The sequence below is a fragment of the Sphingopyxis sp. genome, from assembly GCF_965279755.1.
Taxonomy (GTDB): domain Bacteria; phylum Pseudomonadota; class Alphaproteobacteria; order Sphingomonadales; family Sphingomonadaceae; genus Sphingopyxis.
In genome coordinates this window covers 181,275-205,301 of record NZ_OZ257261.1, presented here as the reverse complement: position 1 = coordinate 205,301, position 24,027 = coordinate 181,275, and the positions used below count along the sequence as shown (strand labels likewise).

Annotated in this window: 22 protein-coding genes; 14 read left to right on the top strand and 8 right to left on the bottom strand. The window is 65.0% G+C overall.

The features are described from left to right. The first annotated feature begins 13 nt into the window (after positions 1–13). Entirely contained in the window at positions 14–538 is a 525-nt protein-coding gene (locus ACQY80_RS01055; protein ID WP_428682771.1) for a tetratricopeptide repeat protein, read from the top strand. Between the two features lie 14 nt (positions 539–552). Further along, positions 553–828, top strand: a complete 276-nt coding sequence (locus ACQY80_RS01050; protein WP_428682769.1) for a hypothetical protein — start codon at positions 553–555, stop codon at positions 826–828. A 24-nt stretch (positions 829–852) separates the two neighbouring features. Here the strand turns inward: ACQY80_RS01050 and rsmA are convergent, their stop codons facing one another. From rsmA to ACQY80_RS01030, 4 genes are all read right to left on the bottom strand, one after another. After that, positions 853–1,707 (bottom strand): 16S rRNA (adenine(1518)-N(6)/adenine(1519)-N(6))-dimethyltransferase RsmA, encoded by an 855-nt coding sequence (gene rsmA / locus ACQY80_RS01045; RefSeq protein WP_428682767.1) that lies wholly within the window; start codon positions 1,705–1,707, stop codon positions 853–855. Continuing rightward, the gene (gene pdxA, locus ACQY80_RS01040) at positions 1,704–2,723 is read right to left on the bottom strand and encodes a 4-hydroxythreonine-4-phosphate dehydrogenase PdxA (protein WP_428682765.1); all 1,020 of its coding nucleotides are present in this window, start codon (positions 2,721–2,723) and stop codon (positions 1,704–1,706) included. Before pdxA ends, rsmA begins: the two co-directional genes overlap by 4 nt. After that, positions 2,723–4,063, bottom strand: a complete 1,341-nt coding sequence (locus ACQY80_RS01035; RefSeq protein ID WP_428682763.1) for a peptidylprolyl isomerase — start codon at positions 4,061–4,063, stop codon at positions 2,723–2,725. The genes pdxA and ACQY80_RS01035 overlap by 1 nt, the downstream gene beginning before the upstream one ends. A gap of 133 nt (positions 4,064–4,196) precedes the next feature. Beyond that, on the bottom strand, positions 4,197–6,515 hold the full coding sequence (locus tag ACQY80_RS01030) for an LPS-assembly protein LptD (protein WP_428682761.1): 2,319 nt from the start codon (positions 6,513–6,515) through the stop codon (positions 4,197–4,199). A 131-nt stretch (positions 6,516–6,646) separates the two neighbouring features. Between ACQY80_RS01030 and ACQY80_RS01025 the strand changes: the two genes are divergently transcribed. The 4 genes from ACQY80_RS01025 (at position 6,647) to ndk (ending at position 9,686) form a co-directional block, all read left to right on the top strand. After that, the gene (locus ACQY80_RS01025) at positions 6,647–8,092 is read left to right on the top strand and encodes a leucyl aminopeptidase (RefSeq protein WP_428682760.1); all 1,446 of its coding nucleotides are present in this window, start codon (positions 6,647–6,649) and stop codon (positions 8,090–8,092) included. Between the two features lie 20 nt (positions 8,093–8,112). Further along, a complete protein-coding gene (locus ACQY80_RS01020) occupies positions 8,113–8,565 on the top strand; it encodes a DNA polymerase III subunit chi (protein WP_428682758.1) in 453 nt (150 codons plus the stop codon). Between the two features lie 81 nt (positions 8,566–8,646). Continuing rightward, positions 8,647–9,174 carry a hypothetical protein gene (locus tag ACQY80_RS01015; protein WP_428682756.1) on the top strand — a complete coding sequence of 176 codons (528 nt, stop codon included), beginning with the start codon at positions 8,647–8,649 and terminating at the stop codon, positions 9,172–9,174. A gap of 89 nt (positions 9,175–9,263) precedes the next feature. Then, positions 9,264–9,686 carry a nucleoside-diphosphate kinase gene (gene ndk, locus ACQY80_RS01010; RefSeq protein WP_058808958.1) on the top strand — a complete coding sequence of 141 codons (423 nt, stop codon included), beginning with the start codon at positions 9,264–9,266 and terminating at the stop codon, positions 9,684–9,686. Between the two features lie 64 nt (positions 9,687–9,750). On the opposite strand, the gene ACQY80_RS01005 is transcribed toward ndk, so the two are convergent. Genes ACQY80_RS01005 through purM form a run of 3 tightly spaced genes read right to left on the bottom strand, consistent with a single transcriptional unit; the run spans position 9,751 to position 12,444 of the window. Then, positions 9,751–10,380 carry a hypothetical protein gene (locus tag ACQY80_RS01005; RefSeq protein ID WP_428682754.1) on the bottom strand — a complete coding sequence of 210 codons (630 nt, stop codon included), beginning with the start codon at positions 10,378–10,380 and terminating at the stop codon, positions 9,751–9,753. A gap of 2 nt (positions 10,381–10,382) precedes the next feature. Further along, on the bottom strand, positions 10,383–11,333 hold the full coding sequence (purN, locus tag ACQY80_RS01000) for a phosphoribosylglycinamide formyltransferase (protein ID WP_428682752.1): 951 nt from the start codon (positions 11,331–11,333) through the stop codon (positions 10,383–10,385). Continuing rightward, the gene (gene purM / locus ACQY80_RS00995) at positions 11,326–12,444 is read right to left on the bottom strand and encodes a phosphoribosylformylglycinamidine cyclo-ligase (RefSeq protein WP_428682750.1); all 1,119 of its coding nucleotides are present in this window, start codon (positions 12,442–12,444) and stop codon (positions 11,326–11,328) included. Before purM ends, purN begins: the two co-directional genes overlap by 8 nt. Positions 12,445–12,529: 85 nt before the next feature. Here purM and ACQY80_RS00990 point away from each other — a divergent pair, with 85 nt between their 5' ends. Genes ACQY80_RS00990 through ACQY80_RS00975 form a run of 4 tightly spaced genes read left to right on the top strand, consistent with a single transcriptional unit; the run spans position 12,530 to position 18,111 of the window. Continuing rightward, positions 12,530–13,801, top strand: a complete 1,272-nt coding sequence (locus ACQY80_RS00990) for a heavy-metal-associated domain-containing protein (RefSeq protein WP_428682748.1) — start codon at positions 12,530–12,532, stop codon at positions 13,799–13,801. Continuing rightward, complete coding sequence (locus tag ACQY80_RS00985) at positions 13,801–14,454, top strand: HdaA/DnaA family protein (RefSeq protein WP_428682746.1); 654 nt, start codon at positions 13,801–13,803, stop codon at positions 14,452–14,454. The genes ACQY80_RS00990 and ACQY80_RS00985 overlap by 1 nt, the downstream gene beginning before the upstream one ends. Continuing rightward, complete coding sequence (locus tag ACQY80_RS00980) at positions 14,445–16,613, top strand: RNA degradosome polyphosphate kinase (RefSeq protein ID WP_428682744.1); 2,169 nt, start codon at positions 14,445–14,447, stop codon at positions 16,611–16,613. The genes ACQY80_RS00985 and ACQY80_RS00980 overlap by 10 nt, the downstream gene beginning before the upstream one ends. A gap of 10 nt (positions 16,614–16,623) precedes the next feature. Then, positions 16,624–18,111: a Ppx/GppA family phosphatase gene (locus ACQY80_RS00975; protein ID WP_428682742.1), complete on the top strand. Its 1,488-nt coding sequence runs from the start codon at positions 16,624–16,626 to the stop codon at positions 18,109–18,111. On the opposite strand, the gene rnd is transcribed toward ACQY80_RS00975, so the two are convergent. Then, positions 18,108–19,295 (bottom strand): ribonuclease D, encoded by a 1,188-nt coding sequence (rnd, locus tag ACQY80_RS00970; protein WP_428682740.1) that lies wholly within the window; start codon positions 19,293–19,295, stop codon positions 18,108–18,110. The two genes, ACQY80_RS00975 and rnd, sit on opposite strands and share 4 nt — an antisense overlap. A gap of 182 nt (positions 19,296–19,477) precedes the next feature. Between rnd and aspS the strand changes: the two genes are divergently transcribed. The 4 genes from aspS to ACQY80_RS00950 all read left to right on the top strand — a co-directional run bounded on the left by aspS (position 19,478) and on the right by ACQY80_RS00950 (position 23,987). Continuing rightward, positions 19,478–21,268, top strand: a complete 1,791-nt coding sequence (gene aspS, locus ACQY80_RS00965) for an aspartate--tRNA ligase (RefSeq protein ID WP_428682738.1) — start codon at positions 19,478–19,480, stop codon at positions 21,266–21,268. A 3-nt stretch (positions 21,269–21,271) separates the two neighbouring features. Continuing rightward, entirely contained in the window at positions 21,272–22,144 is an 873-nt protein-coding gene (locus ACQY80_RS00960; RefSeq protein WP_428682736.1) for an alpha/beta fold hydrolase, read from the top strand. Positions 22,145–22,200: 56 nt separating this feature from the next. After that, positions 22,201–23,133 carry a hypothetical protein gene (locus ACQY80_RS00955; protein ID WP_428682734.1) on the top strand — a complete coding sequence of 311 codons (933 nt, stop codon included), beginning with the start codon at positions 22,201–22,203 and terminating at the stop codon, positions 23,131–23,133. 68 nt (positions 23,134–23,201) lie between these two features. Then, positions 23,202–23,987 (top strand): polyphosphate kinase 2 family protein, encoded by a 786-nt coding sequence (locus ACQY80_RS00950; protein ID WP_428682732.1) that lies wholly within the window; start codon positions 23,202–23,204, stop codon positions 23,985–23,987. Positions 23,988–24,027: the final 40 nt, after the last annotated feature.

Below are 24,027 nucleotides of genomic sequence, written 5' to 3'. Positions count from 1 at the left end.
ATGGGAGAATGTGATGCGCGTCAGTTTCCTGGCTCTCGGTGCCGGCATCGTCCTTGCCAGCATGCCCGTGGCCTCCGATGCACAGCGCGCCGACAACGACATTCTTCCGCGCTCGACCCTGCTGCAAAAACAGGGTGAGGAAGCGCAGCACGCCGGCAATCTCGATGCTGCGGTCGATTTCTATGAGTCCGCGCTCGCCGCTGATCCGCGCAACCGCTCGGCGATCATTGCCATGGCGCAGGTCGCGCGCGCGCAGGGCCTGCCGGGCAAGGCCATCGGCCTCTATCGCGAAGCGCTGCTCCTCGAACCCAACGATCTGGTGGCACTGACCGGACAGGGCGAAGCACTGGCGGATAAGGGCGCGCTCGAACTCGCCCGCGAAAAGCTCGCGGCGGCGCAGCGCCTCTGCAAGGACAAATGCCCGCAGGTCGCCGCGCTCGAAAAGGCGATTGCAACGGGCGCCACCAAACGCGTCGTTGCCGCCGAAGCGATCGCACCGAAGCCGGTGGCGACCGTCGGAACGACCAGCCAGAACTGACCGGCGCTGTCGCGATGATCGACATTTTTTTTAGTTTGTCGCTCTTCGTTCTTTGGTTGTGCGTCTATCTGACGCTCAGGTTTGATTGGACCCGCGCCATTCGCCTTGCAATTCTGATGCCCTTGTCAGTTGTGATGATTTGGCAATTTTTCTCTCCAATCCAGATCGAGGTCTTGGCTTCGATCGGCCACCCCGTGAACATAGGGTTGAGGCTTGCTACAATGGTAATTACGTTTCTGATTATTTGGGATGCCATACGGGCGGACAAGAGCAAAACCCGCCAGCAGTAGTAGTAGAGGCAATATCGAGCCGGGTCAGGATCCGGAAGAATGTGCTGTCCCGAGCGCCCGCGCCAGTGCGATCCATTCGGCCACACTCACGGTCTCTGCACGCCGCGTCGGCTCGATGCCGAGCGCTTCCAGTGCCTCGATAGCACCCGTGACGCCTTTCAGGCTCTGACGCAGCATCTTGCGGCGCTGGCCGAAGCCCTTTTCGGTCAGCTTCGACAGGATCTTCGGGTCGACGCCTTCGGGTTCGTCGGCGGGAGTGACATGAACAATCGCCGACATCACTTTCGGGGGCGGCGTGAAGGCCGAGCGATGAACTTTCATCGCGATTTTCGCGTTCGAGCGCCACTGTGCAAGCACGGCGAGTCGGCCATAAGCGTTCGTCCCGACCGGCGCGACGATGCGCTCGGCGACTTCGAGCTGGAACATCAGGGTCAGCGACAGCCATTGCGGCGGCCAGCTCTTCGGCTCCAGCCAGCGCGTGAACAGCGCGGTCCCGACATTGTAGGGAAGGTTTGCGACGATATGATACGGCCCGCCCGCGAGCGCGTCGGCGTCGACCGCCATCGCATCGTCGGGGATTATTGTCAGCCGTCCGTCGAACGCTTCGGACAGTTCGGCGAGCAGAGGCAGGCAGCGGTCGTCGCGTTCGACCGCGATGACCTTTGCACCCGCGCGCAGAAGCGCCCGTGTCAGACCGCCGGGGCCGGGGCCGACCTCGAACACCGTCTGGCCCTCAAGGTCGCCCGGCAACGCCGCGATCCGGTCAAGCAATTGCTCGTCGAACAGGAAATTCTGGCCGAGCGCCTTGCTCGCCGACAGCCCGTGGAGGCGCACCGTCTCGCGCAGCGGGGGCAGGGGCGTCTTCGGTTGGGTCGTCACTTCGCGGGGGCGAGGCTGGTGTCGCGTGCCGCAGCCATGCGCGCGGCCATCGCGATCGCCGCGATCGTCGGGCCAGGGTCGGCCTTTCCGGTGCCGGCGATATCGAACGCCGTGCCATGATCGGGTGAGGTGCGGATGATCGGCAGGCCCAGCGTCAGATTGACGCCGTCGTGAAAATGCAGCGCCTTGAACGGCGCAAGCGCCTGATCATGATAGCCGCAGAGGATTGCATCATACTGGTCGCGAATACCCGGCGCGAACAGCGCGTCGGCCGCGAGCGGGCCGTCGATGACGATCCCTTCTTCGGCGAGCTGTGCGACGGCGGGCGCGATGACGCGGCTCTCTTCGCTGCCGAGCTGGCCGCTCTCGCCCGCATGCGGGTTCAGGCCTGCTATAGCGATACGCGGCGCGGTGATGCCAAAGTCCCGCGCAAGGCCGCGGGCGACGATGCGCGTCTTGGCGACGATCAGGTCGATCGTCAGCCTCTCTGGCACCTCGGCCAGCGGAATATGCACCGTCAGCGGCACGACGCGCAGGCCCGGCCCCGCCAGCATCATCACCGCATTGGTAGCGGTGACGCCGCAGCGTTCGGCGATGAACTCGGTTTGCCCCGGATGCGTATAGCCGATCCCGTGCAGCGCATGCTTCGACACCGATCCGGTGACCAGCGCGTCGCTCGCGCCGTTTCGCGTCAGGCCGATTCCGGTTTCCAGCGCGTGAAGCGCGCAGGTTGCGCCCGCTGCGGTCGGCGTTCCGGGGGCCAGCGGGCCGCTGTCCTCCAGATGCCACACCGGCAGCGCGGTATCGAAAGCGCCCATTGCTTCGGCGATGTCGCCGACCCGTGCCACCGGTCCGTCCCAGACGGCCCCGATCGCGGCGATATCGCCAATTGCGACGAAGGGCGGCAGATCATGCTCGCGCCGCGCGGCCCAGGCACGCGCGGCGACTTCGGGGCCGACGCCGGCCGGGTCACCCATGGTGACCGCGATCGGACGTCGATCTTCAAAAACAGGCATCAGCTATATTCGATAACCGCGTCGCGGCGCAGGTCGCGCAGATAGCGCTGGGCGCGCTTGTTGACCTTGTCCTCGAGGATTTTTTCCTCGATCTGGGCGCGGTCGGGTTCGGCGGCTGTCGACGGCATGTCGCGGCCGCACAGGACCAGTACGCTGATCCCCTCGTTGGCGGCACCGAAGGGCTGCGTGGTCTGGCCGATCTGCATCGATGCAAGCGTCGATTGCAGCGCGGGCGGCAGGGCGCGCATCGCGATATTGTCGCGCGCGACGACATGCGCGCCAAGCGAGGCGGCTACGCTGTCCGCACCGCCGCAGCCCGCGATGGTGCGCGTCGTCTCGGCGAATTTGCTGGCAAGCGCCGCCGCCGAGGCTTCGGTCGTTCCCGGCGGGAAGTCGAGCGAGACCTGCTTCAGGCTCAGCACTGCGTCGCGCGGATCGGCGGTCAGCACCTGACGGCGGTCGATCATCAGCATGATCGAAATGCCGCCCGGCACCTCGATCGGGCCGACAAGCTGGCCGGGCGCCATCTGCTGTGCGGATTCAGCCATCGAGGCTGGAAGCTGGGCGCCGCGGACCCAGCCGAGGTCGCCGCCGACGACGGCCGTCGAGGCTTCCGAGAACTGGCGGGCATAGGCCTGGAAGCTGCCGCCGGCCTGCAGGGCCTGAATGATCTTGCGGGCGTTCTCGAGCACCGCCGCCGCATTGTCGGGCGTCGCCGACAGATAGATTTCGCCGAGGTGGAACTCGTCGAGACCCTTGCTGTCCTGCATCTGCTTGACGATGATGTCGACTTCTTCGGTCGAGACGTTGGTTGTCGACTGGATGTTGCGCGACAGCAGGCGGTCCCAGGCATATTCACCGCGGATCTGCTGCTTCACTGCGGCCGCCGACGATCCTTTGGAATCGAGATATTTCGCAAAATCGTCGGGCGATTGCTTGAAGCGTGCGGCCAGGCGGGCGAATTGCTGGTTGATGACGTTTTCGTCGATCTCGATCTTCGCGGCCTTGGCTTCCTGAATCTGGAGCTTTTCGTCGATCAGGTTGCTGAAGATCTGCTGGCGCAGCCGTTGCTCTTCCTCGGGGGGCAGATCAACATTGTTGTTCGCGATACTGATCAGCGCCATGCGCTGCTCGATGTCGGTCGCGGTGATGATCTCACCATTGATGGTCGCCGAGGGGCGATAGACGTTCGGTTTGTCGTCGCCATATAGTTTGACGTTGCCCGGAATGTTCAGGCTGGTCGTCGGCACTTCGCTGTCGGGGACGGTCTGGGCCAGTACCGGCGTCACACCCACGGCCGCCACGGTGATCAGTCCGATCATGGTCGAAAATTTGGTCATTGCCATCCTATTCGAGAAATAACGGCACGCTCCGTATCAGCGGACACGCCCGAAGGTCCAGCGCAATCGCCCTTCGGACCGGTTTGCAGCCCCGATAGCGTCGCGACGCTGAACGGGGGCTGAGCAAGATCGATCAGAAGCCGAGGTTGCGGAAGGCGATGCGGAACGAGAAGCTGTTGCCCCGCTTCGCGTCGCCGGTGTCGATATAGTCGCGGCGCCACGTCAGCGCGATCGACAGACAGTCGTCGTCATAGGCCACGCCCAGACGATGGCGAATCGGGTCGAACCCGTCCGCAATGCCCAGCGGATCGTCGCTGCGCCGCGTCAGATCGACGATCGCCGAGCCGAACAGCGACCAGTTTTTCCCGACGGCGACGCGGCCGCCGGCCCGCACTTCCTCGCGGTCCTGCAAATCTTCGCCGAGCAGCAGGATGTCGCGATTGAGCCGCGAATAGCCGACCACCGCATAGGTGGCGCGGCTGCCGATCGTCGCATCGATCTCGTTGCGCCGGACCGCGAAATTATCCTTGTCCAGCCGGAAGCGGTGCGTCAGTCGCAGGAAATCCTTATACGCAACGGTGGTGCGGCCGACGATGTCGGACGTGCGGTCGGTCAGGCCGGTTCCGTCGGGAAACAGCGACGGCTTGTCGGAGAGGCGGTAACTCTGCCCGATCACCGAGTTGATGTTGAGACCCGGCCGGCTGAAATTCCATTCGACGCCATAGGTGATGCGCGCGCCATCCTCGAATCGGTCGTAACCGTTGAAGCGGTTGATCGCGAACAAATTGCTGTCTTCCAGGTCGAAGGCGCGCGAATCCTCGTTCGGAATGTCCAGATTCTTGAGGGCGGGCGTCGCGACGATCTGGACGCGCGGGGTCAATGTCTGCGTGCCGCCGGCGAATTCGCCGATGAAGGGCCAGCGCATGTCGGCCGCCACCGCCGCAATGCCGCGGCCTTCCCAGCCTGACTTGCCGCGATAGCCCGGGATCGCGGTCAGCAAATTCCCGTCACTGTGATAGACATCGCCGCGCACCATCGCGGTCAGCACGACTTCCTGCCCCAAGCCCGTCAGGCCGCGCAAATTCCATGTCGCGCCCGCAAAAGCGCGCTGCGTGTCCTGGCCCGCGGTGCGGGCGATTGCCAGCGTGTTCAGCTGAAGCTCGATCTGGCCGCCAAGCAGCGGGTCGTCGAGCCGCTGGCGATAATCGATGATCGGCAGGGCGATCGGCTGCTGCCCCTGCTGGTCGTTGACGCGCAGCGTCTGCGTCGCCCAGCCAGCGATCGACAGATAGCTTTGCCCGCCGATGCGTTCGAGTTCGAAAGTTGAACGCAGCCGGTCGTCGCGGCTGATATCGTAACGCCGCATGAAGGTGCGGTCGGTGGTGATCCGTCCCGAGTAGGAAAGGCTCCACCGCGGACTGAATTGGAACTTGCCCGCACTTTCAAGATAACCGCGGAACTGCCGGTTGGGATCGATGACCTGACCCGACACGGGGACCACCGAGCTGTGCGTGGCAAAGCCGTTGATACGGAACGATCCGATATCGGTGAGCGCGCGGAATTCGCCTTCGATCATCGGCACCGACCCCGTGTAGAGGTGCGGCGTGATCGTCAGGTCGCGATCGGAGGCGAGACGGAGATAATAGGGGACCGCGATTTCGAAGCCGTTGGTCCGATCGAGCCGGATTTCGGGAACGAGCAGTCCGCTACCCGCTTCCTTGTTCGCCGGGTGGCTGAGCCCGGGAAGCGGGATCAGCGGCAGGCCGAAGATTTCGACGCGGGCGCCCTTGTACTTCACCTTGTTCTTGGCGCGATCATAGATGACGCGCACGGCGCGAATCTGCCAGCTCGGATTCTTGGGACAGCCCGATCCGTCCTCGACGGGGCAGGGGGTGTAGGCGGCATTTTCCAGCTCGATATTGCCGTTATCGAACCGCGTGCCCTTCACCGCCGCCAACCGCGCGCCATTGTCGAGCACGACGAGCATATTCTCGACCACCCCGTCGCGCAGCGTATCGGTCAGGACGATGCGGTCGCCATAGGCGGTATCGCCCTCGGGATTCTTGATCGCGACATCGCCCTCGGCGACGACTTCGCCGGTGTTGCGGTTCCACGTCACCTTGTTCGCGCGCATCTGCACGGTGTCGCGGTTCATTTCGACATTGCCCTCGGCAACGACGATGTCGCTGTTGTTGTCGTAATTCAGATTGTCGGCGGCAAAGCCGATCTGTTCATCCGATTTGGGATCGGGCGCATCGACGGTCACGGCGGAGACGTCGCGGTTCTTCAAATCCGGCTCGGCCGCCTGGGGTCCGGTGGCCGGCGCCTCGGTACGCGGCGGTTCGACCGTCTGCTGCGCGGCGACAGGACACGCCATCAGCGCCGCACCGCTGGCGGTCGCCAGCCATAGCGGCTGCGCGCGCTTCGCCTGTAGGAACAAAGCCCAGCTCATTTGATATCTCTGTCCCACGCCTTATCTAGTGTCCACCCGGACGGTGTCTTCTGCTTTGTTTTGCAACTCGCAGGCGAAACCCCTATCGGTCCGGCACGTTCCAATCAATCATCGCATGAGAAAGTTAAGGCATGGACATCCAGTTTGTCGCGCAAATCGATGCGTCTGCCGACGTCGTCGCATTTCCGGTCCGCAAGGGCGAGGCGAGCAAGCTCGGCGCGCTGCTCGGCGCGGCGGCGGCGCAGGCGCGGTTCGACGGCGCAGCGGGCGCGGTTGCGGAAACCGCGGCCATCGATGGCGAGCAGGCGAAACGCCTGCTGCTCGTCGGCATCGGCGACGGCACGACGCAGGATCTCGAACGCAGCGGCGCCGCGCTGGTGGCGCGACTCCAGACCAGTGGCGTGACGGCGGTTCATGTCGATTTCGCGAGCGCCGGGCAGGCCGACGAGGATGACGTCCTCGCCTTTGCGATGGGCGCGCGGCTGCGCAACTGGCGCATCGACACCTATCGCACCCGGCTTGCCGACAATGCCAAGCCTAGCCTCGGCAAGATCGTGATTGCCTCGCCCGCGGGCGACCTTTCGGCGCGCTGGGGCAGCTATTCGGCGGTCGCCGACGGAGTCGCGCTGACGCAGACGCTCGTCGCCGAGCCGCCGAACATCCTCTATCCCGAAACCTTCGTCGAACGCTGCCAGCATCTGACTGACCTCGGCGTCGAGCTCGAAGTGCTCGACGAGCGCCAGATGAAGGCGCTCGGCATGGGCGCGCTGCTCGGCGTCGCGCAGGGCTCGACGCGTCCGCCGCGCCTGCTCGCGATGCGCTGGAACGGCGGCAATCCGGGCGATGCGCCCGTTGTCTTCATCGGCAAGGGCGTCACTTTCGATACCGGCGGCATCAGCATCAAGCCCGCCGCCGGTATGGATATGATGAAGTGGGACATGGGCGGCGCGGGCGCCGTCGCGGGCGCGATTAAGGCGATTGCCGGCCGCAAGGCGAAGGCGAACGTCGTCGGCGTCGTCGGCCTTGTCGAAAATATGCCCGACGGCAATGCGATGCGCCCCGGCGACATCGTCACCAGCATGTCGGGGCAGACGGTCGAGGTGCTCAACACCGACGCCGAGGGCCGCCTGGTCCTTTGTGACGCGATTACCTGGGCGCAAAAGGCCTATGATCCGAAGGTCATCGTCGACCTCGCGACCCTGACCGGCGCGATGGTGATCTCGCTCGGCCACGAATATGCCGGCATCTTTGCCAATGACGACACGCTGGCGGCGGATCTGATTGCGGCGGGTGAGGGCAGCAACAACAAGCTGTGGCGCTTCCCGCTGTCGGCGGCCTATGACAAGCTGATCGACAGCCCGATCGCCGATATGAAGAATGTCGGTCCGCGCGAAGGCGGCTCGATCACCGCGGCGCAGTTCCTGAAGCGCTATGTCGACGAAGGCGTCGCCTGGGCGCATCTTGACATCGCCGGCATGGCCTGGGCCGACAAGGACGGTCCGGTGTGGGCGAAGGGCGCGACGGGCTATGGCGTGCGCCTGCTCGACCGCTACATCGCCGAAAACCACGAAGGCTGAGCGGACAGGCGAGGGCGGGAATGGCGCGCGTCGATTTCTATCAGTTGACGCGCGATCCCGCCGAACGGGTGCTTCCCGCGCTCGCCACGCGAATATTGGGGAATGGCGACCGCCTGCTGGTGGTCGCCGCCTCCGCCATGCAGCGCCAGCAGATCGACGAAGCGCTCTGGACGCTCCAACCGGCAAGTTTTCTGCCGCACGGCAATGCCGGCTCACCCGACGAGGCGATCGAACCGATCCTTCTTGCCGGAACGCTCGACACGGCGCCGCCCAACCACGCAACGCACGTCGCGCTCGCCGACGGCGAATGGCGTGACGAGGCGCTCGGCTTTGATCGCGCCTTTCTGCTTTTCGACAACAGCCGGATCGACGATGCGCGTGCAGCGTGGCGTTCGCTCGGTTCGGTCGAAGGCGCCGAACGGCATTTCTGGCGGCAGGATGATCGCGGCCGCTGGTCGGAAATCGCATCCTGATCCGGTTGTGACGCGCGTCACGGACAGGCGGGACAGCCGCCTTACACAGGCGGACTTCTCTTCCCGGTCAGGAGTCCGATCATGACGATACGCAAAAACCTCACCCTTTCCGCGGCGCTTGCGACCGCGCTCCTCGTGACGGGCTGCGGCTCGAAGTCCGAGACGGAGGTAGCGAGCGGCACCTATACCGATCCCGCGACGGGCAAGACTGCCGAGTATAAGGTCAGTGGCGGCAAGGATGGCGAGGACGGCAAGGTCACGATCAAGACCGATGATGGCGAGATGCAATTCGGCACCGAGGCGAAGCTGCCCGCCGGCCTGACACCCTATCCGGGATCGAAGATGACCGGCGGCTTCGCGGGGTCGTCGGAAGGCAAGCAGGGTGGTCTCGCGAGCTTCGAGGTGAAGGCGAAGGCGGCCGACGTCGTCGCGCATTATCGCGGCCAGATCGAAAGCGCGGGCCTGAAGGTGAAGTCCGAAATGAACGCGGGCGACACGATCATCATCGGCGCCGAAAAGCCGGGCGACGAACAGACGACGATCCAGGTCACCGCGACCCAGAATGGCGACATAGTCGAGGGTGCGGTAACCTATGGCTCGGGCGGCTGACCGGCGCCTGCACCTCTGTCCTTGCGGGAAGGCGAAAGCGCCGCTAGAGGCGCGCGCATCACAGAAAATACCAACGCAGGAGCTTTCCCATGGCGGTCACCCGCACCTTTTCGATCATCAAGCCCGACGCCACCCGCCGCAACATCACGGGCGCCGTCACCAAGATGCTGGAAGACGCCGGCCTGCGCGTCGTCGCGTCGAAGCGCATCCACATGAGCCGCGAACAGGCCGAGGGCTTCTACGCGGTCCACAAGGAACGCCCCTTCTTCGGCGAACTCGTCGAATTCATGATCAGCGGCCCGGTCGTCGTCCAGGTCCTCGAGGGTGAAGACGCGATGCAGCGCAACCGCGACATCATGGGCGCGACCAACCCCGCGAACGCCGAACCGGGCACGATCCGCAAGGAACTGGCCGAGAGCATCGAAGCGAACACCGTCCACGGCTCGGACAGCGACGAGAATGCCGCGATCGAAATCGCCTATTTCTTCAAGCCCGAAGAAATCGTCGGCTAACCGACACAGGCCGCAAGGCAAACAAAGAGGCCGCCGGGGAGCGATCCGGCGGCCCTTTTTGTGCCTAGTCGAGCGCGGCGCGGGCCCAGCCGAATTGCGGCAATGGGAAGTCGGCGGCGGGGCGGCTCGCCGCGGCGGCGTCGCGCAGCACCTGCACCGATTCGGGCCGGCACTTCTCGTCGAAGCCGGGAAAGCGCACCAGCTTGTCGGGTTCGCCCTCGGCGGCGGCCTCGACGGGCTCATATTTGCCGCACATCACGATCCAGAAGCCGAGCGTGCGCAGCGGCGCGGTCGCGGCGGGCTTGTTGTCGAAGGCGATGAAGGTGTAGGGCGTCGGATCGACCGTCCCGTCCTCGCCAGGTTCGGATTCGAGCTGGACGATCGCGATGTCGCCGTTCGAGACCACCACCGCCTCGCGCGGCACGGGCTTGGTCACGATCCCGCTATTGCCCTCGCGCGCAAACCACTGGCCGTCCTTGTGCAGCGCCCAGGTCGCGCAGTAGGGCCAGCTCGACACCGGCTTGGCGGTATCGACCGCGCAGTCCACCTCCTCGTCGAATCCGGGCATCAGCCACACGCCGTCGGCGAATTGCGGCGCGCCCGCGGTATCGACGGCGGTCAGCATCGGCTTGTCCGAAACGGCAATGCCGCAGCCGCTCAAGATGAGGATCAACAGCGCCGCGAACAACCGCATCGTCAAAACTCCTCCGCGACCCCCATCAGGCCCGCCAGCTTCTTCGGCGCGACCGCGAGCCAGCTCTTGCGCAGCCACTCGCCGATCGCATCCCAATCGGTATCGCCGAGGTCGAGCCTTATGCCGACCCAGCCGTCGCCGAAATAGGCGGGGCGATAATAGCGCTCCTCGTCCATCTCGATCAAGGCGGCCTGCTCGTCGGCGCCGCTGATCTTGACCAGCAGCGCGATCTTGCCGTCGCCGTGATGATCCTCGGTGAAATAGGCGAATTTCTTGCCCTTCACGATCCCGAAGCAGGGCATGCCGTGCGAGGTGACCTCGTCGGCCTCGGGCAGCGCCATCGCCAGCTCGCGCACGCGGCCGAGCAGCCAGTCGGGCGATCGCTCGCGCGCGACGAAGGCGGCGAGCGTTGCGGGATAAAGCTGATGCTCCGCAAAGCGGACGCGTTCGGTCAGGCTCTCGGCCGTGTCACCCGGAATGATCGCGACCGGCGTCTGCGCCAGCACAGGTCCCTCGTCGACGCCGGGCGTCACGATATGAACGCTGCATCCGCCGAATTCGTCGCCGGCGTCGATCGCCTGCTGATGGGTGTTCAGCCCCATATATCGGGGCAGCAGGCTGGGATGGATATTGACCATCTTGCCCGCCCAACGGCCGACGAAATCGTCGCTCAAAATCCGCATATAGCCGGCGAGCGCGACGAACTCGGCGCCCGCCTCGCGCAGTTGCTCGTCGACCAGCGCGTCGAAGGCATCGCGGTTCATGCCCTTGTGCGACAGGCTCCACGTCGCAATGCCCTCGGCCTCGGCGATCGCAAGACCGGGCGCATCGGGATTGTTGCTCGCGACGAGCACCAGCTCATAGGGGCAATCGGCGGCTTTCGCCGCGTAGAGCAGCGCCGCCATATTGGTGCCGGCGCCCGAGATCAGGACGGCGACACGCGCCTTAGCCATTATGCGTTGCCGACCATGCGCCCATCGCGCTCCAGGTTTCGACGCTGCCGCTCACCGTGCAGCCCTTTTCGCCGTTGGCGATATGGCCGATGCGGTGGACGGTTTCGCCCGCCGCTTCGAGCGCCGCCGTCACCTCGGCGACATCGGCTTCGGCGACGACGACCGCCATGCCGATCCCGCAGTTGAAGGTGCGCGCCATTTCCTCGGGCTCGATATGGCCCTGCGCCTGCAGGAACGCCATCAGCCGCGGCTGCTCCCACGCATCGGCGTCGATGTGCGCGTGGAGCGTCTTCGGCAGGACGCGCGGGATATTCTCGAGCAGTCCGCCGCCGGTGATATGCGCGAGCGCGTGGATATTGCCGGTCTTCACCAGCGGGAGCAGGCTTTTCACATAGATGCGCGTCGGCGCCATCAGCGCGTCGATCAGCAGGACATTCTGGTCGAACAGGGCGGGGCGGTCGAGCTTCCAGCCCTTGTCGGTGGCAAGGCGGCGCACCAGCGAGAAGCCGTTCGAATGGACGCCCGACGAGGCGAGACCCAGAATCACGTCGCCCGCCGCAACTTTGTCGGCGGTCAGCACTTGGTTGCGCTCGACCGCGCCGACACAGAAGCCCGCGAGATCATAATCGCCGTCGGAATACATGCCGGGCATCTCGGCGGTCTCGCCGCCGATCAGCGCGCAGCCGGCCTGCTTGCAGCCTTCCGCGATGCTCGCGACCACTGCGGTGGCGACATCATTGTCGAGCTTGCCGGTCGCGTAATAATCCAGGAAAAATAGCGGCTCGGCGCCCTGCACGATCAAATCGTTCGCGCACATCGCGACCAGATCGATCCCGACCCCGTCATGCTTGCCCGATTCGATGGCGAGTTTCAGCTTGGTTCCCACGCCGTCGTTCGCCGCAACGAGCAGGGGATCATTGAAGCCTGCGGCCTTCAGGTCGAAGAAGCCGCCGAAGCCGCCCAAGTCGGCGTCGGCGCCGGGACGGCGCGTCGCACGGGCGAGCGGGGCGATGGCACGGACCAGCGCATTGCCGGTCTCGATCGATACGCCTGCCTCGGCATAAGTGTAGCTGGCAGGTTGCCCGGTCGGTTTGTTCTGCTTGGAATCCATGGCCCGCGCGACTAACGCTTCCGGCCGACAAATGCCATGATTTCCTTGTCGGGCACCGCACTTCGGGGCAAAGAACAGAGAAGATATGACTTCGGCCGCTTTCCCCCGCTTCGCCCCGCGCTTCAATCTTCGTTCGCTCGCGCCGCGTGACTGGCGCTGGGCCGCGCTTTTCGGGCTGTTCTTCGCGATTCTGCTGGCCGGTATCGTCGAAGGGCAGATCAGCCGCGGCGATCGGGGCATTACGCCGATCAACAGCAGCGGTGACTTCCTCGCCAGCGGCATCCTGGTCGATGTGACCGGCGACAATGCCGAGGACGCGCGCGAAAAGGGCTGGCGCGAGGCGCAGCGTAAGGGCTGGGCGCAACTCTACAAACGGATCAACGGCTCCGACGGGCCGGCGCTCGGCGATTCGGTTCTCGACGGCATCGTCACCGCGATTGTCGTCGAGCAGGAACAGATCGGCCCGCGCCGCTATGTCGCGAAGCTGGGCGTGCAGTTCGACCGTGTCCGTGCGGGGCAAATTCTCGGCGTCAGCGGCCGGACGCTGCGGTCGCCGCCGCTGCTCGTCATTCCGGTCTATTCGATCGACGGCATCGAACAGGTATTCGAACAGCGCAGCGCCTGGCAGCGCGCTTGGGCCGAATATAATACCGGGCAGAGTGCGATCGACTATGTTCGCACCGCGGGCACCGGCGTCGATACGCTGCTGCTCAATCCGGGGCAGACCGGCCGGCGCGGCCGCGTCTGGTGGCGTGTGATCCTCGATCAATATGGCGCCGCCGACGTTCTGGTCCCGATCGCCCGGATCGAATATTCTTATCCCGGCGGGCCGATCAAGGGCACCTTCACGGCCCGCTTCGGTCCTGACAACAAGCTGATCGACAGCTTCACGATGACCGGACCCAGCCCCGCCGCGCTTCCCGACATGATGGAAAAGGCCGTGGCGCGGATGGATGGCATCTATACCAGCGCGCTTGCGGCAGGCGTGCTGCGCACCGACACCTATCTCGTCCTCGAAAAGCCGGTCGAAAAGGCCGACCTTCCCCAGGAAACGCTGGTGGATGACGACGCGCTGCCAACCGAAACCGACAGCGCGGTGCCGGCGACGCCGACGGTCGGCACGCAGAGCTTCACCGTTCAGTACACCTCACCCGACTCCGAATCCGTCCCAGCCACCGAGCGGGCAGTCGCCGGTATCGCGGGGGTTCAGTCGGCTTCGACGACCAGCGTCGCTGTCGGCGGCACGTCCGTGATGCGCGTCAGCTTCCGCGGCGATCTGGCGGCGCTGAAAGCCGCGCTCGCGGGGCGCGGCTTCAAGGTGCAGGAAGGCGGCGGTCAGCTCAGGATCAGCCGCTGATGGCTGCGCCCGGACAGATTGCGCTGCCGCTCGACTGGAGCGCCGGCGGTGCCAATGACGGCCCGCTGATCGTCGGTACCAGCAATGCTGACGCGATCCGCTATTTGCGCCACGTCTCGACCTGGCCGGTGCGGACCGCAGTGCTGACCGGGCCGCGCGGATCGGGACGCAGCCTGATCGGCCGGCTCTTTGCGCGCGAAACCGGCGGCCGCGTCATCGATGGTCCTGACAGCGTGTCCGAAGAGGAAATTTTCCACGCGTGGAATGCGGCGCAATCGTCGGGCACGCCGCTCCTCATCATCGCCGATGCGCCGCCCGCCGAATGGGGCGTCAAGCTTCCCGATCTCGCGTCGCGGCTCGCCGCGGTGCCCGTGCTCACGATCGGCGAGCCCGACGACTGCCTCGCCCGCGACTTGATCGAAGCGCTCTTCGCACAGCGCGGCATCGCAATCGTGCCCGAGGTTCCGTCCTACATCGTGCCGCGCATGGAGCGCAGCTATGCGATGATCCACCGCGTCGTTGCGGCGCTCGATTCGGCCTCGCTCGAAAAAGGGCGCGGCATTAGTATTCGTCTTACTCGTGAAACATTACTGTCACAGGGGCTCATCGATCCCGATTTGCTGGAAAGGCAGGATGGAGCGACATGTCGATAGCTGGTGGCCCCTTACGCGCGGAAAATGACACCGATACAGGGGTGCCCGGTTTCGGGCCCGATCGCTTCTTCAACCGCGAACTGTCGTGGCTGGCGTTCAACCGGCGGGTGATGGAGGAGGCGCGCAACCCCGCGCACCCGCTGCTCGAACGGCTCCGCTTCCTGTCGATCTCGGGCAGCAATCTCGACGAATTCTTCATGGTCCGCGTCGCCGGACTGAAGGGGCAACAGCTTCAGGGCATTGACGACCCATCGGCCGACGGCCGCTCGCCGGGGCAGCAGCTTGCCGAGATCGAGGCCGAGGTGAACCGTCTCGTCGATCAGCAGCAGTCCGAATGGCAGCGGCTCCACCGCCAGCTAGCCGAGCAGGGGATCGTCGTTCACGGCGCCGGTTCGGACAAGGACGCGCTTCGCGCGAGCTTGCGCCAATATTTCATCGACCAGATCTTTCCGATCCTGACTCCGCAGGTGCTCGACCCGGCGCATCCGTTCCCCTTCATCCCCAATCGCGGCCTTGGCGTGATCTTCGACCTTCAGCGCAAGGCGACGGGTGACACGGTGCGCGAGCTGGTCATGATTCCCGCGTCGCTGGCGCGCTTCGTCCCCGTGCCGGGTGAGCCGGGCAACTTCGTTCCGATCGAATATCTGATCGAGCTGTTCGCCGATCTGCTCTTTCCGGGCTTCTCGGTGCGCTCGCTCGGGGTGTTCCGCATCATCCGCGACAGCGACATCGAAATCGAGGAAGAGGCCGAGGATCTGGTCCGCCTGTTCCGCACCGCAATCCGCCGCCGTCGCCGCGGCCGCGTCATCCTGCTCGAACTCGAAGCCGACATGTCGGCGGAGATCGCGGCGGTGCTCAATGCCGATATCCAGGGGCATGAGGCGATTGTCGCCAAGATCGGGGGCTTCATCGGCCTCGCAGCCCTGTCGGCGCTCGTCGATATTGACCGGCCCGACCTGAAATTTCCTGCTTATTCGCCGCGCTTTCCCGAGCGTATTCGCGAGCATGGCGGCGATTGTTTTGCGGCGATCCGCAGCAAGGACATTCTCGTCCACCATCCCTATGAAAGCTTTGAGGTCGTCCTCGCTTTCCTGCGGCAGGCGGCGGCCGATCCCGACGTGGTCGCGATCAAGCAGACGCTCTATCGCGCGGGCGACCAGTCGCCGGTGATCCGCGCGCTGATCGAGGCAGCCGAGGCCGGCAAGTCGGTCACCGCAGTCGTCGAACTCAAGGCACGCTTCGACGAGGAGCAGAATCTGCTCTGGGCAAACCAGCTCGAGCGCGCCGGCGTGCAGGTCGTCTACGGCTTCATCGAGTGGAAGACGCACGCCAAAATCTCGATGGTCGTGCGCCGCGAGGGGCAGGGCTATCGCACCTATTGCCACTTTGGCACCGGCAATTATCACCCGATTACGGCGCGTATCTATACCGACCTCAGCTTCTTCACCGCCGATCCGCGCGCCGGGCGCGATGCGGCGCAGCTGTTCAACTACATCACCGGCTATGTCGAGCCCGAACGGCTCGAAATGGTCACCATGTCGCCGCTCAACATGCGTCACCACCTGTCCGAACTGATCGATGCCGAGACCGCGGCGGCGAAGGCCGGCCGCCCATCGGGCGTCTGGGCCAAGATGAACAGCCTCGTCGACCCCGACATCATCGACAAGCTTTACGAAGCGAGCATGGCCGGAGTGCCGATCGAACTGATCGTGCGCGGTATCTGCTGCCTGCGCCCCGGTGTGCCCGGCCTGTCCGAAACGATCCGCGTCAAATCGGTCGTCGGCCGCTTCCTCGAACATAGCCGCGTCTGGGCCTTCGCTAACGGCGCGCGCCTGCCGCACAGCGGCGCGAAGCTCTATATTTCCAGCGCCGACTGGATGCCGCGCAACTTCGATCGCCGCGTCGAATATATGATCCCGATCGAGAATCCGACGGTCCACGACCAAATCCTCGACCAGGTTCTTGTGGCGAACCTGATCGACAATGAACAAAGCTGGGTGCTGCAACCCGACGGGGTCTACAAGCGCGTAACGCCGGGCGATAAGCCGTTCAACCTTCACCATTATTTCATGAATAATCCGTCGCTTTCGGGCCGCGGGACGGCGCTCCACAAGCGCCATGACGTCCCCACGCTCGACTTCCACATGCACGAAGACTGAGAAGAAGCACTTGGGTCTCCTCCGCTCTTCCAGACAGGCCGTTCACCGGTCGGCAGTGATCGACATCGGGTCGAACTCGGTCCGTATCGTCGTCTACGAGGGCCCGGCGCGCGCGCCGGCGGTGATCTTCAACGAAAAGGTCGCGGCCGGCCTCGGGCGGGGGCTGTCGACCGACGGCCGGATCGCGCCTGCAGATGCCGAACGGGGCCTTGTTGCGCTACGCCGCTATGCGCTGCTCGCGCGGCATATGGAGGTCAAGGATCTGCAATGCGTGGCGACCGCCGCCGTGCGCGATGCCGAGAACGGACCCGCCTTCATTGCTGCAGCGGCCGAAGCGGGCCTCAAGATCCGCCTGCTCTCGGGCGCGGAGGAAGCCGAAGCGGCGGGCTATGGCGTGCTGTCGGCAATTCCCGACGCGCGCGGGATCGCAGTCGATCTGGGCGGCGGCAGTCTGGAACTTGCCGAGGTCGCCGACGGACAGGTGGGCCGCCGCGCGTCCTTCCCGCTCGGCGTTCTGCGCCTGCCGGCGCTTCGCAAGGACGGCGAGGCTGCGTTCGAACGCGCAATCCGCAAGATGCTCCGGAGTGCCGGCTGGCCGGGTGAGGGACTGACCGGTCTGCCGCTCTATCTCGTCGGCGGTTCGTGGCGCGCGCTGTCGCGTCTCGATCTCGAAATTACCAAGGATCCGCTGGCGGTACTCGATCAGCACACGTTTCCGCGCACCGCGATCCGCCGCCTGATCCGCGCGAGCAAGCGCCTTACGTTCGAGGAGCTTCGCGCGATCCCGGGCATGGCGTCGAACCGCGCCGCGACCTTGCCCGATGCGGCCGCGCTGCTCGCGGCGCTCGTCAACATTCTCGATGTGCCGGAAATGACGGTGTCGTCGTCGGGGCTCCGCGAAGGATTGCTTTATCAATCGCTCGACGCGGCGACGCGCGCGCAGGATCCGCTCATCGTCGCCGCCGAATTCGAGGGGCGCCGTCTTGCGCGCTTCGCCCCGCATGGCCGCGCGATTGCGGACTGGATCGCGCCGCTGTTCGCGGGTGAGGCGCATGCCGACAGCCGCGTCCGCCTCGCCGCCAGCCTGCTCAGCGACGTCGCCTGGTCGGCAAACCCCGATTTCCGGGCGGAGCGCGGCACCGAAATCGGCCTCCACGGCAATTGGCGCAGCATCGATATTCCGGGCCGCGTCCTGCTGGCGCGCGCGCTCTATGCGGGCTTCGGCGGCGCCGACTCCGAATTTCCGGCGATGGGCGCTCTGGTCAGCGACGAGCGGCTGGCGCGCGCCCGCCAATGGGGCCTTGCGATCCGTCTCGCGCAGCGCCTGACCGGCGGTGTCGAGGCGCCGTTGAAGGCAAGCGGCATCGCGCTGGTCGATGGCAAGCTCCGGCTCTGTCTCGACGCCGGCTGGCACCATCTGGCCGGCGAGTCGGTCGAGCGCCGGCTGCGTATCCTCGCGCAGGCGCTCGATGCGAAACCCGAGCTGGTTCTGCTTTAAACCTCGCTCACCGTCGCGGCGTCGATCTCGCTCATCACCAGCTTGCCGTTGACCACCGCAAAGCCCATCCGCCCTTCGACCAGGTCGAGCGCGGCATGGCCGAACACGTCGTAGCGCCAGCCCTGCATCATCGGAATATCGCCGCGCGAACCCGCCGCGAGCGCTTCCAGATCGTCGCTTCGCGCGATCAGCCGCGCCGCGACATTGAGTTCGCGGGCGCGGATCTTGAGCAGCAATTTCAACAGATCGGCGACAAGCACGCCTTCCTTGCCCAGCCCCGGACCGCGCGGTGCGCGGTCGGGCATGTCGTCCTTGCCGAGCGGCTTGGCGTTCGCCAGCGCGTCCATCAGCCGTCCGCCGATGTCGTTCGATTTCCACGTTGCCGACAAGCCGCGGACACTGCCCAGACCTTCCTGCTGCTTCGGCGGATGCGCCGCGAGGTCGGCGAGCGTCTCGTCCTTAACGATGCGGCCGCGTGGCAGATTCTTGTTCCGCGCCTCGCGCTCGCGCCATGCGGCGAGCGACTGCAGGCGGCCGAGCACGTCGGGCTTGCGCGACGGAACCTTGATCCGCTGCCACGCATCATTGGGATCGAGGTTGTAGTTCGAAGGATCGGCGAGCTTTTCCATTTCCTCGTCGAGCCAGTGGCCGCGGCCGGTCTTGACCAGCTTCTTGAGCATCATCGGGAAAATCTTCGCTAGATGCGTGACGTCGCCGATCGCATAGTCGATCTGGCGCTTGTCTAGCGGACGGCGGCTCCAGTCGGTGAAGCGTGCGCCCTTGTCGAGCTGGATGCCGATCCAGGCTTCGACCAGGTTCGAATAACCGACCTGCTCGGCCTGACCGAGGGCCATCTGGCCGATCTGGGTGTCGAAGATCGGATGCGGCGTCTTGCCGGTCAGGTTGAAGATGATTTCGACATCCTGCCCGCCGGCGTGGAAGACCTTCAGCACGTCCTCGTTATCGACGAGCAGGTCGAGCAGGGGCTTCAGATCCATGCCCGCCGCCATCGGGTCGATCGCGGCGGCATGCTCGGTGTCGGCGACCTGGATCAGGCAAAGCTCGGGCCAGAAGGTGTTTTCGCGCATGAATTCGGTGTCGACGGCGACGAAATCGCTGTTCTTGATCAGATCGACAAATTCGACGAGCGCTGCGCTGGTTTCGATAAGCGGATGGATTTGCATGTTCCGGCCTATACAGCGACTTGAGCGAAGCGGGCAGGAAAATTTACGGAAGCTGAATCGGGCGCGGCGGAAGAGCGATTCCGCCCTCAAGCCTTGACAAATGGCGCGTCGCATTGCCTTAGGCGCGGCCATATCGGTGCGTTTTCCGGCGCGCCTCCCCGGACATTTGAAAGACGATCACAATGCACGCCTATCGCACCCACACATGCGCAGATCTTCGCGCCGCCAACGTCGGTGAAGAAGTCCGTCTTTCGGGCTGGGTGCATCGCACGCGCGAGCATGCAAATGTGCTCTTCGTCGATCTTCGCGACCATTATGGCATCACCCAGATCGTTGTGGAGACCGGTTCGGATCTCTATCCCACCGTCAACGCCCTCGGCCCTGAGTCTGTGCTGACCTTCACCGGCAAGGTCGCCGCGCGGTCGCCCGAAACGCTCAACCCGAAGCTCGCGACCGGCGAGATCGAAATCTATCCGACCGCGGTGACCGTGCAGTCGGCGGCCGAACGCCTGCCGCTGCCGGTGTTCGGCGAGACGGATTATCCCGAGGAAGTCCGCCTGACCAACCGTTTCCTCGACCTGCGCCGCGAGCGGCTGCACAAGAATATCGTGCTGCGTTCGAACGTGATTTCGTCGCTGCGCCGCCGGATGATCGATCAGGGCTTCACCGAATTCCAGACTCCGATCCTGACCGCGAGCAGCCCAGAGGGCGCGCGTGACTATCTGGTCCCCAGCCGCGTCCATCCCGGCAAATTCTATGCGCTGCCGCAGGCACCGCAGATGTTCAAGCAGCTGCTGATGGTCGCCGGCTTCGACCGTTATTTCCAGATCGCGCCCTGTTTCCGCGACGAGGATGCGCGCGCTGATCGTAGCCCGGGCGAATTCTATCAGCTCGATTTCGAGATGAGCTTCGTCACGCAGGACGACGTTTTCAACGCCATCGAACCCGTGCTCCACGGCGTATTCGAGGAGTTCGCTGATTTCGAAGGCAAGGGCCGCACCGTGTCGCCGCTGCCGTTCCAGCGCATCCCGTATCGCGAATCGATGCTGAAATATGGCAGCGACAAGCCCGATCTGCGCAACCCGCTACTCGTTCATGACGTCGGCACCTTCTTCAAGGGGTCGGGCTTCGGCCGCTTCGCGTCGATGGTCGAGGAAGGCCAGGTCGTCCGCGCCCTTGCCGCGCCCGAAACGCACGAAAAGAGCCGCAAGTTCTTCGACGAGATGAACAGCTGGGCACAGTCGGAAGGTTTCCCGGGCCTCGGCTATGCGACGCAGAAAGACGGCGTGTTCGGCGGTCCGATCGCCAACAACCACGGCCAGGAAGGCATGAAGGCGATCGCCGACGCGATGGGCCTTGGCCCGAACGACGGCATCTTCTTTGCCGCTGGCGTCGAGGCGAAGGCGGCGAAGCTCGCCGGTCTCGCCCGCACGCGTGTCGCCGATCTGCTCGGTCTGATCGACAAGAGCCGCTTCGAATTCTGCTGGATCGTCGACTTCCCGATGTTCGAGGCCGACGAGGACACCGGCAAGATCGATTTCAGCCACAACCCCTTCTCGATGCCGCAGGGCGAGATGGACGCGCTGGAGACCAAGGATCCGCTCGACATCCTCGCCTATCAGTATGACATCGTCTGCAACGGCGTCGAGCTGTCGTCGGGTGCGATCCGGAACCATCGCCCCGACATCATGTACAAGGCGTTTGAAATCGCCGGCTATAGCCAGCAGGATGTGGACACCAATTTCGCGGGCATGATCAACGCCTTCAAGTTTGGCGCGCCGCCGCATGGCGGTTCGGCGCCGGGCGTTGACCGCATCGTGATGCTGCTCGCCGACGAGCCGAACATCCGCGAAGTCATCGTCTTCCCCATGACCCAGAAGGCCGAAGACCTGATGATGGGCGCCCCGGCGCCGGTCAGCGAAAAACAGCTCAAGGAACTGAGCATCCGTATCGTGGACGGGCCGAAGAGCTAAGGCATGAAGGCGCCGCGCGAGCACCGGCAGGAAACGCCGGACGGCGATATCTGCTGGTTCGAATGGGGCGAGAGAGGCGAGGGGCCCTCGGTCCTGCTGCTTCACGCGACCGGGTTTCATGCGCGCCTCTGGGACCGCGTCGTCGCTGCGCTGCCGGCGGGCACGCACGTCCTCGCGCCCGATCATCGCGGCCATGGCCGCAGCTTTCGCCCGGCGTCGCTCAGCGACTGGACCAGCAACGCCCGCGCACTGCTGCCGCTGCTCGACCGCTTCCCGGAGCAAAGCTTCGTCGGCTGCGGCCACAGCATGGGCGGTTATGTGCTGACCCGGCTCGCCGCAGAGAGGCCGGAAACATTCCGTCACCTGATCCTGATCGATCCGGTCATCATGGCGCCCGGCCTGTATGCCGGACAGGCCGACCAGCCGGTTCCCGATCCCGCCGACCATCCGGTCTCGCGCCGCCGCAACCAATGGGCCAGCGTTGAAGAAATGCGCGCTCGCTTCGCCGACCGCGCGCCTTACAGCGGCTGGGAGCCCGGGGTGCTGGGCGATTATTGCACCCATGGCCTGCTGCCCGCCGCGTCGGGGGAGGGGCTGGAACTGGCTTGCCCCCCGGCTCTCGAAGCCTCGATGTACCAGAATGCGCTCCGCGCCGATCCCTATGTCTGGCTCGGAGACATCAAGGCGCCGGTTACGCTGATCCGCGCGCCGCAGGGGCTTCGCGGCGACTCAATGGATTTCTCGCAAAGCCCGACCTGGACTGGCCTTGGCCCGGCAATCGGGGCGGCGCAGGACGAACTGTGGAACGACCACAGTCATTTTATCCCGATGGAGGCCCCGGCGCGCGTCGCCGCGCTGATCGCCGCCGCGCTTTGACAGGCCCGCAGGGCTGCGATAGCCCTTCGCCGGGTCGTTGAACCGGGGGGTGATTCATGCGTTTCATGCTGCTTGCCGTGACGATGCTGTGTGGTGCCGCGCCCGTGGCCGCGGAGACGCTGACCATTCAGGGCAGCGATCCCGCTTCGGCGAACACCAATGACCTGATCCGGATTTCGGTCGACCGCTTCGAGGGCGAAGACGGCGGCGCGGTCGCACAGCAGCTCGAGGCGGCGCTCGGCAATGCGCAGTTTGGCGGGCGGCCCTATTTCCGGATTGTCGCGCCCGAATCCGGGGCGCCGATCGACGGCCTGGTCACGGGCACGACCCGCGCGAGCGTCGATGAGGTTCCGGTGACCGAGAAGCGCAAGAAATGTACCGACTATGATCCGGCCGACAAGAACAAGTGCGTCAAGGAAGTCGATGTCGACATCCGTTGCCGCCGCCGGACGATCGCTGTCACGACCACCGCGCGCCTCGTTGCGATCGGCGACGGATCGGTGCGCTACACGCGCCCGCTGAGCGCTCGCGACCAACAGACCTGGTGTCCAGACCGCGCCGCCTCGCGCACGGTCGATGATTATATCGACTGGGCGCAGCGCGATCAGGTGCAGGCGATCCGCCGCGACCTGGCGCCGACCGGCTATTCGCTCGACGTCCGCGTCGACGAGAACCGCAAGGGACTGGCCAAGCCCGCTGCCGAGGCTTTCAAGGAGGCGATCCGCCTGACCAAGAGCGACCCCGCGGCGGCCTGCCGGACATGGGCAGGGCTGACGCGCGATGCCGAACCGACCGCTGCGCTCGCCTTCAATCTCGGCCTCTGCACCGAGACGGCGGGAGAATATGACGCCGCCGTCGACTGGTACGGCCAGGCCCAGCGCCTCGGTTCCAAAAATCGCGATATCGGCGAAGGCATTGCGCGGATCGACCGCCAGCGCCGCGCGCTTGCCGATTGGGACGCCCGCAAGCGGTTGATGGGTGCGAACTGAGCGGATTGTGCCGTAAACGGACACATCGCGCGCTTGGTCCGTCGCGGCAGCATCGCTAGGATGGCGCCATGACCATTCAGCTCTCCGACTATGAAACCGGCGCCAAATATGACGGCGACTATGCGAAGCATATCGCGGCGCTGGAGGACCGGCTCGAACGGCTGCAGGCCGCGCACATCACGCACGGTCAGCGCAGCGTCATCATGCTCGAGGGTTGGGATGCGGCAGGGAAGGGCGGGATCATCCAGCGGCTGACTGCCTCGCTCGACCCACGCTATTTCGAGGTGTGGCCGATCGCCGCGCCGAACGACGAAGAAAAATCGCGCCATTTCCTGTGGCGGTTCTGGAAGCGGCTCCCCGGCAACCGCGAAATCTCGATCTTCGACCGAAGCTGGTACGGCCGCGTCCTCGTCGAACGCGTCGAGGGCTATGCGACGGAGGCTGAGTGGCGCAAGGGCTATGACGAGATCAACGAGTTCGAAGCGCAACTGACTGGCAGCCGCACCCATCTGGTCAAGCTGTTCGTCCACATTACGCAAAAGGAACAGGACGAACGCTTCGCCGATCGTCTCAACGATCCGTGGAAGCGCTGGAAGACCGGCACCGACGACTATCGCAACCGCTCGAAGCGCAAGGACTATCTCGCCGCGATGGAGGAAATGTTCCAGCAGACCGACACGCGCTGGGCACCGTGGAAGGTGCTCGACGGCAACAACAAGAAGGCCGCGCGCATCGCCGCGTTGAAGCATATCGTCGAGGCGCTGGAAGCCGTAGTTCCGATGACTCCGCCCGATCTCGACCCTGCAGTCGTCAAACTGGCGCACAAGGCCTTCGGTTTTTCGCCGAAAGACTAGCTTTTCGGGTCACCCCGCCTAGCCAATTGACACCCTCGTT

What these genes read in the sequence shown, in the direction of transcription:
- ACQY80_RS01055 (WP_428682771.1), top strand. Translation starts at nt 14, where the DNA reads ATGCGCGTCAGTTTCCTGGCTCTCGGTGCCGGCATCGTCCTTGCCAGC.
- ACQY80_RS01050 (WP_428682769.1), top strand. Translation starts at nt 553, where the DNA reads ATGATCGACATTTTTTTTAGTTTGTCGCTCTTCGTTCTTTGGTTGTGC.
- pdxA (WP_428682765.1), bottom strand. Translation starts at nt 2,723, where the DNA reads ATGCCTGTTTTTGAAGATCGACGTCCGATCGCGGTCACCATGGGTGAC.
- ACQY80_RS01035 (WP_428682763.1), bottom strand. Translation starts at nt 4,063, where the DNA reads ATGACCAAATTTTCGACCATGATCGGACTGATCACCGTGGCGGCCGTG.
- ACQY80_RS01030 (WP_428682761.1), bottom strand. Translation starts at nt 6,515, where the DNA reads ATGAGCTGGGCTTTGTTCCTACAGGCGAAGCGCGCGCAGCCGCTATGG.
- ACQY80_RS01025 (WP_428682760.1), top strand. Translation starts at nt 6,647, where the DNA reads ATGGACATCCAGTTTGTCGCGCAAATCGATGCGTCTGCCGACGTCGTC.
- ACQY80_RS01020 (WP_428682758.1), top strand. Translation starts at nt 8,113, where the DNA reads ATGGCGCGCGTCGATTTCTATCAGTTGACGCGCGATCCCGCCGAACGG.
- ACQY80_RS01015 (WP_428682756.1), top strand. Translation starts at nt 8,647, where the DNA reads ATGACGATACGCAAAAACCTCACCCTTTCCGCGGCGCTTGCGACCGCG.
- ndk (WP_058808958.1), top strand. Translation starts at nt 9,264, where the DNA reads ATGGCGGTCACCCGCACCTTTTCGATCATCAAGCCCGACGCCACCCGC.
- ACQY80_RS01005 (WP_428682754.1), bottom strand. Translation starts at nt 10,380, where the DNA reads ATGCGGTTGTTCGCGGCGCTGTTGATCCTCATCTTGAGCGGCTGCGGC.
- purN (WP_428682752.1), bottom strand. Translation starts at nt 11,333, where the DNA reads ATGGCTAAGGCGCGTGTCGCCGTCCTGATCTCGGGCGCCGGCACCAAT.
- purM (WP_428682750.1), bottom strand. Translation starts at nt 12,444, where the DNA reads ATGGATTCCAAGCAGAACAAACCGACCGGGCAACCTGCCAGCTACACT.
- ACQY80_RS00990 (WP_428682748.1), top strand. Translation starts at nt 12,530, where the DNA reads ATGACTTCGGCCGCTTTCCCCCGCTTCGCCCCGCGCTTCAATCTTCGT.
- ACQY80_RS00985 (WP_428682746.1), top strand. Translation starts at nt 13,801, where the DNA reads ATGGCTGCGCCCGGACAGATTGCGCTGCCGCTCGACTGGAGCGCCGGC.
- ACQY80_RS00980 (WP_428682744.1), top strand. Translation starts at nt 14,445, where the DNA reads ATGTCGATAGCTGGTGGCCCCTTACGCGCGGAAAATGACACCGATACA.
- rnd (WP_428682740.1), bottom strand. Translation starts at nt 19,295, where the DNA reads ATGCAAATCCATCCGCTTATCGAAACCAGCGCAGCGCTCGTCGAATTT.
- aspS (WP_428682738.1), top strand. Translation starts at nt 19,478, where the DNA reads ATGCACGCCTATCGCACCCACACATGCGCAGATCTTCGCGCCGCCAAC.
- ACQY80_RS00960 (WP_428682736.1), top strand. Translation starts at nt 21,272, where the DNA reads ATGAAGGCGCCGCGCGAGCACCGGCAGGAAACGCCGGACGGCGATATC.
- ACQY80_RS00955 (WP_428682734.1), top strand. Translation starts at nt 22,201, where the DNA reads ATGCGTTTCATGCTGCTTGCCGTGACGATGCTGTGTGGTGCCGCGCCC.
- ACQY80_RS00950 (WP_428682732.1), top strand. Translation starts at nt 23,202, where the DNA reads ATGACCATTCAGCTCTCCGACTATGAAACCGGCGCCAAATATGACGGC.